The 15,442-nt window shown below is 36.7% G+C and carries 12 protein-coding genes; 6 read left to right on the forward strand and 6 right to left on the reverse strand.

Features of this window, described 5'->3' with window-relative positions; all coding sequences use genetic code 11:
* Nucleotides 1-415 precede the first annotated feature (415 nt).
* From ACP6PK_RS22935 to ACP6PK_RS22950, 4 genes are all read left to right on the forward strand, one after another.
* Nucleotides 416-2,674, forward strand: a complete 2,259-nt coding sequence (locus ACP6PK_RS22935; protein ID WP_426562983.1) for an ATP-binding protein — start codon at nucleotides 416-418, stop codon at nucleotides 2,672-2,674.
* A 22-nt stretch (nucleotides 2,675-2,696) separates the two neighbouring features.
* Complete coding sequence (locus ACP6PK_RS22940; protein ID WP_426562985.1) at nucleotides 2,697-2,873, forward strand: hypothetical protein; 177 nt, start codon at nucleotides 2,697-2,699, stop codon at nucleotides 2,871-2,873.
* Between the two features lie 178 nt (nucleotides 2,874-3,051).
* Nucleotides 3,052-3,477 (forward strand): response regulator, encoded by a 426-nt coding sequence (locus ACP6PK_RS22945; RefSeq protein WP_426562987.1) that lies wholly within the window; start codon nucleotides 3,052-3,054, stop codon nucleotides 3,475-3,477.
* A gap of 732 nt (nucleotides 3,478-4,209) precedes the next feature.
* The gene (locus ACP6PK_RS22950; protein ID WP_426562989.1) at nucleotides 4,210-7,785 is read left to right on the forward strand and encodes a response regulator; all 3,576 of its coding nucleotides are present in this window, start codon (nucleotides 4,210-4,212) and stop codon (nucleotides 7,783-7,785) included.
* A 280-nt stretch (nucleotides 7,786-8,065) separates the two neighbouring features.
* Here the strand turns inward: ACP6PK_RS22950 and ACP6PK_RS22955 are convergent, their stop codons facing one another.
* The 3 genes from ACP6PK_RS22955 to ACP6PK_RS22965 all read right to left on the reverse strand — a co-directional run bounded on the left by ACP6PK_RS22955 (nucleotide 8,066) and on the right by ACP6PK_RS22965 (nucleotide 9,483).
* The gene (locus ACP6PK_RS22955) at nucleotides 8,066-8,518 is read right to left on the reverse strand and encodes a ferredoxin (RefSeq protein WP_426562991.1); all 453 of its coding nucleotides are present in this window, start codon (nucleotides 8,516-8,518) and stop codon (nucleotides 8,066-8,068) included.
* Nucleotides 8,519-8,838: 320 nt separating this feature from the next.
* Nucleotides 8,839-9,225 carry a DUF1257 domain-containing protein gene (locus ACP6PK_RS22960; RefSeq protein ID WP_094671141.1) on the reverse strand — a complete coding sequence of 129 codons (387 nt, stop codon included), beginning with the start codon at nucleotides 9,223-9,225 and terminating at the stop codon, nucleotides 8,839-8,841.
* 45 nt (nucleotides 9,226-9,270) lie between these two features.
* On the reverse strand, nucleotides 9,271-9,483 hold the full coding sequence (locus ACP6PK_RS22965; protein WP_094671143.1) for a DUF2997 domain-containing protein: 213 nt from the start codon (nucleotides 9,481-9,483) through the stop codon (nucleotides 9,271-9,273).
* 855 nt (nucleotides 9,484-10,338) lie between these two features.
* On the opposite strand from ACP6PK_RS22965, the gene bioU reads away from it, so the two are divergent.
* Nucleotides 10,339-11,352, forward strand: a complete 1,014-nt coding sequence (bioU, locus tag ACP6PK_RS22970; protein WP_426562994.1) for a (S)-8-amino-7-oxononanoate synthase BioU — start codon at nucleotides 10,339-10,341, stop codon at nucleotides 11,350-11,352.
* Nucleotides 11,353-12,148: 796 nt separating this feature from the next.
* Nucleotides 12,149-12,697 (forward strand): flavodoxin, encoded by a 549-nt coding sequence (locus tag ACP6PK_RS22975; RefSeq protein ID WP_094672987.1) that lies wholly within the window; start codon nucleotides 12,149-12,151, stop codon nucleotides 12,695-12,697.
* A 594-nt stretch (nucleotides 12,698-13,291) separates the two neighbouring features.
* Here ACP6PK_RS22975 and ACP6PK_RS22980 read toward each other — a convergent pair.
* The 3 genes from ACP6PK_RS22980 to petJ all read right to left on the reverse strand — a co-directional run bounded on the left by ACP6PK_RS22980 (nucleotide 13,292) and on the right by petJ (nucleotide 15,132).
* A complete protein-coding gene (locus tag ACP6PK_RS22980; protein WP_094672988.1) occupies nucleotides 13,292-13,525 on the reverse strand; it encodes a hypothetical protein in 234 nt (77 codons plus the stop codon).
* 163 nt (nucleotides 13,526-13,688) lie between these two features.
* Nucleotides 13,689-14,618, reverse strand: a complete 930-nt coding sequence (locus ACP6PK_RS22985; RefSeq protein WP_426562996.1) for a tetratricopeptide repeat protein — start codon at nucleotides 14,616-14,618, stop codon at nucleotides 13,689-13,691.
* 181 nt (nucleotides 14,619-14,799) lie between these two features.
* On the reverse strand, nucleotides 14,800-15,132 hold the full coding sequence (gene petJ, locus ACP6PK_RS22990) for a cytochrome c6 PetJ (RefSeq protein WP_426562998.1): 333 nt from the start codon (nucleotides 15,130-15,132) through the stop codon (nucleotides 14,800-14,802).
* Between the last annotated feature and the right edge of the window lie 310 nt (nucleotides 15,133-15,442).

Raw genomic sequence — 15,442 nt, forward strand, 5'->3', positions numbered from 1 at the left:
GCTAATCTTGACTGTGTTTTTCCCATTTTGGAGATTTTTAAATCCCAATTATACCCAGAGATCCTCTAGGCAAAACGGTATTAGGTTTTAACATTTTATCGTAGGGGTTTGGTCTCCAAACCCAAGCAAAAATTAGACTGATACGACCAAACCCCTACAGTTTTTTCACAAATCATTTAGGATTGTTCATTAATTGATAATTGATAATTACCTCTCCCTTTTAGGGAGAGGATTGATGAATAAGGAAAAGATTTATTTCTCTTGGTCGATTAGATATGGCGTTTCGCAAACGACCGCTTTTTTTCCTTGAAAGGGGAGGCTTCAAGGCGTGAATTATCTAATTATTTAATGGTTTAATTATTAATCATTTCGGTAAATATACGGAATCTATAATCAAACATTATAATCAGATAAAATGGATAATAAAGATAAAATAATCATCAAACAAAGAGTCAATTCAAATATTGACTATAACGAACAAATTCATATTCCTAACTTCATTCAAGATCATGGATTATTATTGGTTTTGCAAGAGCCAGACTTTGATATTATTCAAGTTGGTAGTAATACAGAAAAATGGCTCAATATTCCTCCAGAAAATCTACTCGAACAGAACATCGAATGTCTCTTAGATTCTGAACAAATAGATAATATTCGTCAGAATTTAGCAGGAAATTTTGTATATATCAACCCACTCAAATTATCTATTAAATGTGGAAATGAAGTTAGATTATTTAACGGTATTATTCATCGTAATAATGGAGTTGTAATTCTAGAACTTGAACCTTGTGAAAATGAATCAGCTACAGACTTTTCCCAATTTTATCAACTGACTTTTCCCATAATTAATAAAATTCAGAAATCTGCCAATTTATATGAACTTTGTGAGATTGTAGTTAAAGAAATCCGCAAAATCACTGGATTTGACAGGGTGATGATCTACAAGTTTCATGCTGATGACTCTGGAGAAGTAATTGCCGAAGATAAACAAGAAGATCAAGAAGCATTTTTAGGTTTATATTATCCTGCTTATGATGTTCCTCAAGTAGCAAGAGCTGTTTTCTCTGTTAAGTTTGTACGAACTATTCCAAATATCAACTCTCAAATTGTTGAGTTAGTACCTCAATTTAATCCTTTAACTAACGAACCTCTAGATTTAACTTTTTCTGTGCTGCGGGGTGTTTCTCGCTGTCATGTAAAATATCTTGATAATATGGGTGTTATGGGTTCAATGTCAGTTTCTCTGGTGAAAGAAGGAAAATTATGGGGTTTAATTGCTTGTCATCACGAATCAACTAAATATATTCCCTACCATAAACGAGTGGTTTGTGAATTTTTAGGTCAAATAATGTCGATTCATATTCCCATGAGAGAACAAAATGATAATTTAGATAATAAAGTTGCTCTGAAGTCCGTCCAAGCTGAAGTAATAAAGATTATTTCTGAGTCAGAAGATTTATTAAATGTTATCAAAAATATCGGCAATAAATTATTAACAATAGTTGGAGCAACGGGGTCTGTAATTTTTTTAGAAGGAGAATATCACAAAGTAGGAAAAACACCAAACGATGCAGAAATTACAGAACTACTAAATTGGGTAAAAAATCAGATGAAGACTGACATCTATTCAACTGATTCTTTACCAATAATTTACCCACCTGCTCAAGAATTTAAAGATATTTCTGGTGGATTATTAGTGTTAGAAATTGCCAAGTTACAAGAAGTTTATGTTTTGTGGTTTCGACCAGAAGTAAGTCAAACAGTTAATTGGGCTGGAAATCCAGAATATCCTATAGAGATTGAATCTGATGGTAAAATGACACTTTGTCCTCGAACATCTTTTGAACAATGGCAAGAAATAGTTAAATTTCATTCCTTACCTTGGCAACCTTATGAAATAGAAGGAGCGCAAGATTTTAAAACCGCAATTGTGGGAATTGTGATGCGCAGAATTTCTGAATTAGCAAAAATAAATCTGGAACTAGAACAAAGTAATAGTGAGTTAGATTCTTTTACTTATATTGCTTCCCATGATTTAAAAGAACCATTGCGAGGTATTCATAATTATTCTACATTTTTGATGGAAGATTATGGGGAAATTCTTAACCAAGATGGTCGAGAAAAATTAGAGACTTTGGTGCGTTTAACTCAACGGATGGAGGATTTAATTAATGCTTTGTTATATTTCTCTCGTTTAGGTCGTCAAGAACTTCATAAATCTCCTATTAATCTGAATGAATTAATTGAAAATGTGTCTGAGGTTGTTAAAGTTAGTAAACCCGATATATCTTTTGAAATCAGAAAGATGGATAATTTGCCAGTGATTTATGGAGACAAAATACTTCTAGAACAAGTATTTAGCAATTTAATTAATAATGCAGTTAAGTATAATAAAAAAGACGATAAGATTGTAGAAATAGGTTATGAAGAAACTGAAGAAGCTGCTAGTATCATATATGTAAAAGATAATGGTATAGGTATTCGAGAAAAGCATCAAGAGACAATATTTAAAATTTTTAAACGATTACATGGTCAAAATAAATTTGGGGGTGGTACAGGAGTAGGCTTAACAATAGTTAAAAAAATTATTGAACGTCATGGTGGTAAAATTTGGCTGGAATCTAAATATGGAGAAGGAACAACATTTTATATAAAATTATGGAAGCAAGAATAAATATTGCAATCCTAAATGATTAGTGAAAAAAATTGTAGGGGTTTGGAAACCAAATCCATTTTTCGCTTGGGTTTGGAGACCAAACCCCTACGATAAAATCTTATATCAAGTTCGTAGTTTTGCTCTAGCCCTATCTGTAGTTCGGACTAGAGCAAAACTACAAACAAAAACTTTTTTATTAGTGATTATCCGGAGATAGATAATATTACAACCTATTTAGGATTGTTATAGGAATCATAAGTATTTTGTCAAAAATCCAATAATAGATAATAAGATATGAAATTATTATCCTATTCCCTAATTTAAAGATATTTTTTCACAACCAAAAGATAAATGATAATGAATGAATCACAAAATAATCAAAAAAAAACTTATCTTTGCTAGTAGTTGAAGATAATGAGGAAGATTATGTTGCATTAACCAGAATAATGAGGAAGCTAGATTTTCAATATCCTATATATCACTGTTTAGACGGAGATGAAGCACTAGACTTTCTGTTTCAGACAGGAGAATATTCTAATCCTGAAATAGCTCCCCGTCCTACAATAATTTTAATAGATTTAAACCTGCCGGGAACCGATGGGCGAGAAGTAATTGAAGTGATTAAAAATAATCAACAACTTAAAAAAATTCCTGTAGTTGTGTTTTCAACTTCATCAAGTCCACAAGATATTCATATTTGTTACGAAAAAGGAGCAAACAGTTATATGCAAAAACCAGTTAATATTCAAGACTTAAAGAGGTATATAGAAAGTTTTTTATCCTATTGGTTTAAAACAGTTATTTTGCCTGATAGTTTATAAACAGGACTTACGCAGAAACGCCATATCTCGTAGGGGCGAATGGCATTAGCCCTCTATAAATGGCATTAGCCCTCTATAAATGGCATTAGCCCTCTATAAATGGCATTCGCCCTCTATAAATGGCATTAGCCCTCTATAAATGGCATTCGCCCTCTATAAATGGCATTCGCCTTCTATAAATGGCATTCGCCTTCTATAAATGGCATTCGCCCTCTACAGATAGGGTATTATCTACAAGTTTGCGTAAGTCCTGATTATTATACAGCGCTTTTCAAGTTGATGAACCACATCTTCACAACCAAAACCTAGTAGGGACTAACCATGTTTAGTCCCTACTGTGGTCTACTGAAATGAAAACCGCTGTATAGAAAAAAAACTATATATAGAGTATATAGGTAATCATAACTATAATTTACAATATATAGCACTACGCATTCAGGTTAGGAAATTTATAAATTATAAAACCCCTTAACAGTCTACTGTTCCCTGTTCCCTTTTCCCGATTCAAGTAGCGCTATATGTAGTGTTTAGCACTCAAAAATGTGTAATCCTGATTATGTTATACTTTCTCAAATACAGGACTTACGCAGAAACGCCATATCTCGTAGGGGCGAATGGCATTAGCCCTCTATAAATACCATTCTCTCCTACAGATGGTGTGTAATTTCATTTTTTGCGTAAGTCCTGAAATATTTTCTCTAACTCCTGAGTATCGACTACTAGTGCAGAAAAATGTCCAATCCAACCCATAATCAAAACTCCCATACTAAAGGCAATGCTAGCACACCTGAAATTTTATTGCCTCGGATAACTATTTTGCTCCTGGATGATTCTGAGGTAGATCGCCTTAGCTACATTCGCTATCTGAAATCAGATCCGCACCACACCTACCATATTATAGAAGCCGAAACTTTAGAAGAAGGAATAGAAATGTGGGAGTCAGAGCAAGCAAATATAGCTATGGTGGATGTCAACCTACCCGATGGAGATGGATTGGAATTTTTAGAAGCAATTGCCACTAACTACCCTCAAGATAAATTACCTGTAATTGTGCTGACTGGTGTGGGGGATGAGCGGGTTGCAGTACGGGCAATGAAACTAGGAGCAGCAGACTATCTGGTTAAGGGAGATATTACGGCTAACTTACTCTGCGCCTGTATTAGTCAACTGTCTGTTCGCAGCAAGGTGACTCAGCTAAACCTGAAGTCAGCAATAATTCCGAATCCCCTGGTTGTCAATTCAGATACAACAGTAAAAGAAGTTGTGACCCTGATGAGTCAAGAGCGATCGCTAGGCAGTTCTGGCAAAATAAAAGCAAGGCAAGAGAAAGATACTCATCAAAGAGCAAGATCGAGTTCCGTGTTAGTAGTTGAAGAAAATCAAGTCATAGGTATTCTGACTGAGCGCGACGTGGTGCGCCTTAGTGCTGAGGGGCAACCCCTAGAGCGGTTGGTAATGAATCAGATAATGACAGGTTTTGTTATGACCATGCGTGAGTCAGATTTTACTGATTTGTTTTCTATGATTAACCTGTTTCAGGAGCATCAAATTCGTCACTTACCAATCTTAGATGACCAGGAGCAGCTAGTTGGGTTATTGACTTATGATAGTTTGCGACAAGTATGCCAACCAAATGACTTGCTAAAACTACCTCTGGTGAGGGACGTAATGAACTCTGAGGTAGTTTGTGCAACATCGGAGACTTCTGTGTTGGTAATTGCCCAACTTATGGTAGAACACAGTATTAGTTCCGTCGTAATTGTAGAACCTGGTGGCAAAACCACACAACCTCTGCAAATTCCAGTAGGGATACTAACGGAGCAAGACCTAGTAAGATTTCAGGCATTGGGCTTAAATCTAGAAAATTGCACCGCAGAGACATTAATGAGTAAGCCAATTCTAGCAATTAAGTCAGATGAATCACTTTGGGCTGTTCAACAGCTCATGGAGGAGCAAAATATCCGTCGGTTAGTGGTGACAGGTGAACAAGGAGAGCTTCTAGGCATCGTTACTCAAACCAATGTATTGCAAGCTATAAATCGCCCGGAAGTCGATCGGTTAATGGAAGTTTTGGAACAACGGGTAATGCAGCTAGAGGCAGAGCGAATAAAATTGCTGGAAGATCGCACTACCGAGCTAGAGAGTCTGCTGGAAGATCGGACTGCTGTGCTTAGGGCTAAAGTAGAACAGGAAAAATCATTGATGACTGTAACGGAGCAGATCCGCTCATCCTGGGATTTGCAGAACATTCTTGATACAACTGTGCAAGAGTTTCGTTTACTGTTGCACTGCCATCGGGCGATTATTTACCAATTTTGTCCTGATTCTTCTGACGCTGTGGTTGCTGAGTCAATTGCTGAAGGTGAGCGATCGCTGTTGGATTTAGAACTCGATCCTGTCTGGGTTACTCCAGAATGGATAGAGCATTATCGGCAGGGTAAGATTCGGGTAGTAGATGACCTAAATAAATCACAGCTAAGTCTAGAAAAGCTTTCTAATATTCGTGCAGCCCTGGTTGTACCTATTATTGTAGAAAAGCAACTATGGGGTTTAATGATTGCGAGTCATCGGCATACCTACACCTGGACAAGGGATGGGATTGATTTAGTGCAACGGTTATCTGTTCACATTGCCATTGCTATCCAACAAGCAAAAGCATATCAAAAAATGCGAGAGGCAAAAGAAACTGCCGAATATGCAAACCTTGCCAAGAGCGAATTTTTAGCCCTGATGAGTCACGAAATTCGGACTCCAATGAATGGTATTCTAGGGCTTACCCACTTAGCGCAACAAACCCCTCTTCAACCTAATCAGGAAGACTACCTCAACAAAATTCAAAGTTCTGCCCAATCATTGCTGCAAATAATTAATGATATCCTTGACTTTTCCAAAATCGAAGCTGGGAAAGTGGAATTAGAATTTATTCCATTTGAATTAGATCGCGTCTTAAATCAGATCGACAATATTCTCAATCTCAAAGCTGCTGAAAAAGGAATAGAATTAGTCTTTGAAGTTGGGGATGATGTTCCTCAATATTTAATTGGAGACTCTCTGCGCTTAACTGAGGTGTTGATGAATCTGGCAAGCAATGCTGTAAAGTTTACTGAAACTGGTTTTGTTACTATTGCAGTGGAAGTGCTTAGTTTTACTGATGAAACTGTACGTCTGAAGTATCAGATTAAAGATACAGGGATAGGTATTAATCACTCTGAAATCGAAACATTATTTGAATCCTTTACACAAGCTGATGCTTCTACCACTCGCAAATACGGTGGCACAGGGCTTGGATTAGCAATTTGCAAAGGTCTTGTTGAGATTATGGGAGGCAGCATTGGGGTTGAGAGTGAGCTGGGTAAAGGTAGTACATTTCATTTTGAACTAGAGTTTGGCTATTCCAGGGAACATAGTGATACTTCTGGTATTCCTGTATCCACCGTTCTCAGAGAAACTGAATTGTCTAACTTGGTAACACTGGAGGAAATTCAGGGAGCTAATATATTACTGGTAGAAGACAATCTAATCAACCAACAAGTTGCCATAGAATTATTGGAAAGGGTGGGGTTGAATGTAGATTCTGCAACCAATGGAAAAGAGGCGATCGCTAAAATTTATGAGCGTAGTTATGACCTAATCTTGATGGATATTAGGATGCCAGAAATGGATGGCCTAGAGGCAACCAGCCTGATCCGTGGTCTGGCAGGGGAGAACAACAGTGAAATGAAACGGTTTGCCACAGTCCCAATTATTGCCATGACAGCTAATGCTATGGATATAGATAGAAACAAAAGTTTGGAAGTTGGGATGAACGATCATCTCTCTAAACCTGTTAATCCCCAAAAGTTATATGAAACTCTCTGCAAATGGATTGTTCCTGCTAGTAGTTCTTCTGTAGCTACAAATAATCTCCCCACAGTTTCTCCAGAAAACGCTGAACTTGCAGAGACTACTTTGGCAGCTCTACCTGTTTTGAATGTCGATTTAGGTTTAGAGTTTATAGGTGGTGACTGGAATAGTTATCTGGAGATTCTGAGACTTGTTCAAACCTGTGAAGAAGACTATAAACATGAAATCCCGGCAGCCATAAATCAGGGAGATTTGTCTAAGGGGTTACATCTTGTTCACTCCCTGAAAGGGTTGGCAGGTACTATTGGGGCAGAAACCCTCTACAAATCTGCTGCCTCCCTAGAGAAGGAGCTACGAGGTAAAACTCCTGATTTAGAAATGTTATCTACCAAAGCTATGACCTTAGTTGAAGAGTTTCAAGAAGTATTAAATAGTATTGATATAGTGGTAGGGAGTAGGGAGTAGGGAGTAGGGAGTAGGGGAGTAGGGAGTAGGGGAGTAGGGAGTAGGGGAGAATAATTGATGATTTATGTACGATAATTGATTTTATTTTTGATTATCACCAGATGTCTATTTGTAACACAGGCTTCGGTGCCTGTAACAAGCAGGATGCTTGTGTTACCAAAAATTTTGTACCTCACTAACTCCGAAATTGCTGTAAAAGTACCTTTTTCACTCATCCTCTATAACCATCTCCCCATCTCCCCATCTCCCCAAAAGGATACTCTATAAACCGAATTTATTATCACATCTTCTTTTTATTTGCTTTCTGCTTGCGTCTGTGACTAGCAATACGCGCTGCACCCTCTATGGGACCCCCAGCAATAGGAATAACCTGATACTTACGCTCTTCTTCCAGAGTTTTCAGTTTTGTATAATCAACCCAGTGAATACAATTAACAGGACAAGTGTCGATCGCTTCTTGGATTAATTCTTCAGAGTCACCATCTTGTTGAAAAACACGCGCTCGCCCATAGTCTGGTTCTATATAAAAAGTATTATGAGCAACATGACCACAGTGTTTACAACCGATACAGGTAATTTCATCAACGTAAACCCCTTTTTGTCGCAACACTCCACCAAGTTCGGGTTCAAAACCAGAACGTTCAGGAGCATCCCGTAATATCCCACCAAGTTCGGGTTCAAAACCAGAACGTTCTGTGTTATCTTCAGGGGAGGATGGAGGAAAATCTAACATTTTGTTAAAAAGTAGTAAATATTATCTATAATTTGTAAGTTGGGTTCAGGAACATTTGCGGAGCGCCTCCCAAGGAGAAAAACCAACAAACACTGCTAGTGGTGTTTGTAAATATTTTGGTAACGGTATAGTTTCTCCTCTACCATGACTATGCAGAATTACCCAAATATCTAGATATGTTGGGTTACGCTGGCGCTAAACCCAACCTACTGGAGTTGACAAATCTAACATGGTGCGTTACGACATCTTGTTTAATGTCTCTGACAGTAAGTAATTTTAGCTGTCTAACGCACCCTACTGGACTAATTGCTGACTGCTGTTTAAGCACTCCAACGTTGAACAACTAGACGAACAGATCCATCCTTATTTTTTTGCTGTTCGGTAACCTGAAATCCTTGTTTAGCAGTTTCATTAACTACTGTATGGAAAGCATAGCGCTGAGTCACCATATTAATAAAGCGATCTACAGATGATGCTTGTTGCCAGAATTGTAGATCGGCAACCAGCTCATATTGATTACCATTCCAGGCAAACCCTAAGTCATACCCATTATTTTGTTCTATGACCACTTCAGCAGTGCTAGTTTGTCCGCGATAACCCCGGACTTCTGTTGGACCTGATTTCCAGTCAATACCTAAATCTGTGAGAGCAGACTGCAAAGACTTCAGATTACGAATTTGAGTTTTGATTTGACTAAAGTGTGACATAGTAATTCTAAGAGAAATAAACTGAACTCAACAAGAAAAAAAATTTTAGTAACTGCTAAAAGAAGAAACCTGCGTTGTAGCAGTATCAGACTGATGCTGCTGTTGGGCAAAGTATTCAGAAGTTGACTCTTGAGTTAAGACAATACCTAACTCAGATTCAATTGCAGCAGTTACTTCTGTACAGGATGCACCGACAATACCAGTAACTTTTTCCTGTACCCGACCATCTGGATGAATGATGAACTCTAAAGTTTCCATGTTCATAGATCAATAATGAACAGTTATCGAAATATACAAAGATACCAATTTTTTCAAAGTGATATCTGCTGAAGTTGCTTCTTGATTGTTTAAATGACTTGCTTTTAATCTAAATCAATTTTTACTAATCGATAGACAAAGAATCATTTCTTAACAAAAGTTATTATAATCCGAAACATTAAATCAGTTATTTGTTAAGTTTGGCGTATATTTTTCTAACCGTCAAGATAATGGACCAAGATACGAGGAAATATGGGATCAAGAAGATAGCCTAGTGAGTCATGTAACAAAACTTCAAACTAAAAGTTCTTGACAAATATCACTTAGGCTGTTATAGAAAATATTTCTGATCCAATAGAGTTTTTGGGATTGGTCGCTCAAGTATCCGTTGAAAATACAAATGATTTTCTACGTTAAGCTGATATATCGCAGTTGCCATGACTGTTAGAACTTATCGAATAGCTGTTTGCGTAGAACAACCTAGGAGAACCAATAAAATATCAGTAATTAATCTTATCTCCCAGATAACTAAAGCCTTCTTTGTTCTTCTCTCTTCCTTTAGAATAAAGGCTCAATATCTTATCTGAAATAATTTTTATGTTTTCTTAGTAAAAATTAGGTTTTGAATTATTTAATTTCCGTTAATTTATAATAATTGAAAAGAGATTTTTTATAAGATTAATTGATTGGAAATACTAACGAGGGATATAATCGCTACTTGGAAATTTACCAACTACGAACTTTAGGTTAAATTCCCTCGTCCCTATTCCCTTTGAAATCCTTGAAGACTTTTGACTTTTAACTTTAGCTAAAAGTACAAGTTCGACAAAAGTCTGTCCAGTTAAATTAAGTGTTATGAGTGCTATGCAAATCAATACTTCCAACAATCAAATCCATGTAGGTGTTTTAGGCTTCGGTGGTCTAGGACAAGCCGCAGCTAGGGTACTTACACCAAAACAAGAAATGGCCTTAGTTGCTGCTGCTGACCAAAAAGGTTATGCCTACAACCGTCAAGGATTAAATCCTGACCAATGTATGGCCATTTACAATAACCAAGGGTCTTTGGGTTATTTAGAACCTGGTGGCGTTTTAAGTAACCAGAGCATTGAGGAATTAATCAAAGTAGCTGATACTGTGGATGGTTATTTTCTGGCCCTTCCTAATTTGCCTAATACTTTTATGGCAGATGTTGCCAAACAATTTATTGCTGCTGGTTGGCGGGGGGTATTAGTAGATGCCATTAAGCGTACCAGTGCCGTCGAACAATTATTGGCCCTCAAAGATGAACTACAAGCTGCGGGTATTACTTATATGACAGGTTGTGGTGCAACTCCTGGTTTATTAACTGCAGCAGCTACTGTAGCAGCTCAGAGTTATGCGGAAATTCATAGTGTGAAAATTACTTTTGGAGTGGGTATTGCTAATTGGGAAGCTTACCGCGCCACAATTCGTGAGGATATTGGCCATTTGCCCGGATATGATGTGGAAAAAGCTAAGGCAATGACTGATGCTGAAGTGGAAGCTTTGTTGGAAGAGACAAATGGTCTGTTGAAGTTGGAGAATATGGAACACGCTGACGATATTATGTTGGAGTTGGCGGGAATTTGCGATCGCGATCGAGTAACAGTAGGCGGTATTGTGGATACTCGCAACCCGAAAAAACCTTTAAGTACAAATGTTCAGGTAACTGGTCGTACTTTTGAAGGGAAAATTTCTACCCATACTTTTACATTAGGGGATGAAACAAGTATGGCAGCTAATGTTTGTGGTCCGGCGTTTGGTTATTTGAAAGCGGGAGTAGATTTATATCGTAGAGGTATTTATGGTTTATTTACTGCTGCTGAAGTTATGCCGAAGTTTGTCCGGTAGAGGTTTGTTTGTAAACCTCTAAAATGCTGCAATAGTAGGGGCGGGTTTTAGCTAGAATTTTCGTGCTTACTCTAAGATTTACATAAACCCGCCCTACAGCGGTTTTCATTTCAGTAGACCACAGTAGGGACTAACCATGGTTAGTCCCTACAAGGTTTTGGTTGTGACGATGTGGTTTATTAATCATGTAGCGCTGTAATACACATCCATTAGTTATGTCAGTCTACTACGATAGTTTTCCGCACCAATTACACGATCGCTCCCACAGGAATAGCTTGTTGCTCATCCAATTCAATTTATTGACATTCTTTTTAATTAATTAGGATTAACACCAAAACTGTATCTATGAAGAAAGGTGTAAAAAATCCCCTAATAATTATAAATTTCTTCAAAAGAATTGTCAACTACAATTGATACAGATTTCTATTAATTTACCCGATATATTCAAAATATAGATAGGGTTGATACAAAAAGCCATGTCTATTCCAAGGTCATCTGAAGGACTTGTCTCTATTGGCCTTTATTATTTTTGGGTTTGGGGATACAATTGACAACTTATTGATATTGCTTCTTATTAAATCAAAACCAGGCTAACCCATACATGAATTTTAAGTCTGGCATCTGAAGTAAGCTAAATCAATAATTTATAGCATTAAGTAACTAAGAAATTCTACAATTAATTTGTAGAAATAACTGAGATATGCTCAAACATCTTGGTCAAGCTAGTGCGATTTGCTTTCCCCAGTAGATTCAATCAACTTTAATTTAGACATCAAAATAATCAGGAGTGTCGATAATGGCAAAAATTGGCATATTTTATGGCAGCACATCTGGCGTAACAGCAGAAATCGCTGAAACAATCCACGAAAAATTAGGCGAGGAACTTTGTGATATCATAGATATGGAAGAAGATTACGACGAATTCAGTCAACTTCTTGAATACGATTATTTGTTATTGGGTTGTTCGACCTGGGGAGCTGGGGAAGTGCAGAATGCTTGGCGCGAACCACTTTTTGACATGGATATCGAAAAGCCTGATTTTACTGGAAAGATTATTGCTTTGTTTGGTGCAGCAGATCAAGTTGGTCATGGAAAGCACTTTGCTGGTGCATTGCAACTTATGTGCGACCAATTCGAGAAGCTTGGTGCAACTATAGTGGGAGAATTTCCTACTGAAGGTTACACTTTTGAGCATTCTTCAGCAGTGCGTAATGGTAAATTTGTAGGATTACCACTGGATGAAGTTAATCAGAGCGATCTAACTGAAGAGAGAATTACACAGTGGTTGGAAACGCTACGCCCCATTTTTCTGGGTGAAGAAGCTCCTGTATTAGTATCTGCTTAGATGGCGAAAGTTTTGTAGCACCTAAAAAGCAACGTTCAATAATTGATAATTGATAATGGATAATTGATAATTACCTCTTCCTCAAAGGAAGAGGATTGAATAAAAGGAAAATTTTTTCTTGTTTCTCCTTTAAAGGAGAGGCTTTAAACCTTAATTATTCGGTAAGAAAAAATTTTACTGTAAAAGATTTCTCTAAATCTCAAAATTGGAAATCTTGTTACTAATTTTTGTAGCGATCGCTGTTGAGATGACAACAGCATGATCGTATTGCATCTGTAAAAAATTGTTTTGTTTGCATATCAGTTCATCTCCTTTTGGGTTGGGGAATATTATTATTCCCCAACTTTTTTATTTATAGCAGTTTTCACATATAGCAATCCTAAATAGGTTGTAATATAATGTCCGCTGGTATCGGAGCGTGTAAAAGTTGGGGAAAGAGCTACCATTAGTAAAGTTTTTCCTTCTTCTTTCTTCCTTCTTCCTTCTTCCTTCTTCCTTCTTCCTTCTTCCTTCTTCCTTACCTTCCCTATACAAGACCGATGCTACCGGACATGATATAATATTTGATTGTAGGGGTTTGGTCTCCAAACCCACCTAGGGTTGCTGATTAACTCTCAAAGCATTTATAAATAAAGCTTTTAGCCTTTTTAGAACGAAAAAACTGCCAGCTTTTCGGTCTTTAGAGCTGTAAAAAGTTAGCACTTTGATCAGACAAGATTCAATCTCCCAAACCTCCCCACACTTCCCACACTCTGCTGTTTTCAGCAAACCCCAAGTAAAAATAGTAAAAATAGGGTTTGGAGACCAAACCCCTACAGTTTTTTTCACAAATCAAATCCCCTTGCGCGTGGAGTGTTATAAGAAACCGGGTTTATGGGAGGTAGATGTTAGTATGGTGAGGTATTTAGTACAAACCCGGTTTTTATGCTTTTTGATGCTGATAGATTTTTTGGAGCGCTAAAGCGCAACTACAAACAAAGACTTTAGCTTTTTAACCAATAGCAATTTGATTAGATGATAACAGCCATTTTTGTAATCCATTAATCAACGCTTGAGTGTGATGATAAGCTGCCATATTGCCTCGATCGCCAAAACATTTGGCAGCAGCTTGTAAATCTTGAATTGCTGCTTGATAAAGTCCGGACTCTTGACGCAATAACCCTCGGTTTAAATATGCTTGAGCTTCATGGGGATTAAGTTTTAGAGTTTTACTAAAATCTGCCATTGCTGCTTCAATGTTTCCCATCTTGCTACAAACACAAGCTCTGTTATAATAAGCTCTGGAGTTACCAGCATCTATAGAAATAGCATAACTAAAATCTGCTTTTGCTTTGTGCATATTTTTTGACATTAAATATGCTAGACCTCTTTCATTATAAATATCTGCTTGATTAAAATTAGCATCTTGTTGAGTATTTGCTAAAATTAAGTTATAGTCTGCTATTGCTTCCTGATAATTATTCAGTTCAAAATTAGCTAATCCTCGGTTGTATAAAGCACGAAAATCATTATCGTTTTGGTTAAGCACTTGAGTATATTCTACAATTGCCTGTTGGTAATTACCGATTTCGTAGTAAGCTAAACCTATATTGAGATTTGCTTCTATATTTTCTGGATTAATTTTTATTGCTTCGGTGCAGTCAGCGATCGCTTGCTCATATTTTCCCAATTGAAGATAAACTAAACATCTATTACTATAAGCACTGGCAAAGTTAGAATTAAATTCTATTGCTTTGGTAAAATTCTCAACTGCTTGCTTATAGTTTTGATTTTTAGTATTAGCTATACCTTTGGTAAAGACTTTTTTAGCATTGCCGATATCTGAGTTAGCAGTTGCAATTTTCATCGGTGGCAAAAATGAGAAAAATAATACTGTAACGACTATACTAATACTGAGTAGAAATCGATAAAAGCTATTCATTTGTCACCGTATATATTTACTTCAAATACTAATATTGGGGTGAATACATAGAGCTATAGATTTATTGTATCTAGCTCTAATTTTCACCCCAACTATCAAGGAATATATTATCAAGATGAGAAAGGTTTCATTTGTAAAGTAGAAAACTTTTCTCTCCTATCTTTTCCTAATTTGATATTAATTATTTCCAGCCTTTGTCAGCTTGAGCTAGAACATAAGCTGCAACATCTTCAATAGAAGCTGTTCCGAGCCTTTTGAAGTTTGGCATAGCATTCTTACCATTTGTTACCTGGTAGATAATTTTATCTGCACTATACATACCATATTTTTCTAAATCTGCTTTACTTAGAGTCTTTGTTGGGTTAATGGTATTCTTGCCTCCTAAATGGCAAGCGTTACAATTACCTTGAAATATCTGCTTTCCATGAGCTAGATCGGCAGCTAAAGCTGGAGGTTGTACTGCAACAACAACAAACGCTATGGCTAATAGCACAATGGATAGTAATTTTTTCATTTGTTCTCCTCTCTCAACACAAATACAGATAATGATTAAATCTGCGTTTCCTATTCTGAATTAAGTCGGGCATTACGTCAAACGACAGGCTGTCAAACATAAAAATTAAATTATAAAAATTAAATTAATGATTATCAAAAAGTTTTTTTGGAGACTGATAAGAAACCGGGTTTATATTAGATATTCAACAAAACTAACATTTACCCGCACAAACCCGGTTTCTGTGTTGATACTAATACTACGGAATTTGATATTATTTGTACTAAGATTTTAAGGTTACTTAATTAAAATGACTATCCTCCCCCTAAAA

Origin of the sequence: Dapis hubbardiae BLCC-M172 (assembly GCF_050016015.1) — a bacterium.
Taxonomy (GTDB): domain Bacteria; phylum Cyanobacteriota; class Cyanobacteriia; order Cyanobacteriales; family Microcoleaceae; genus Trichodesmium.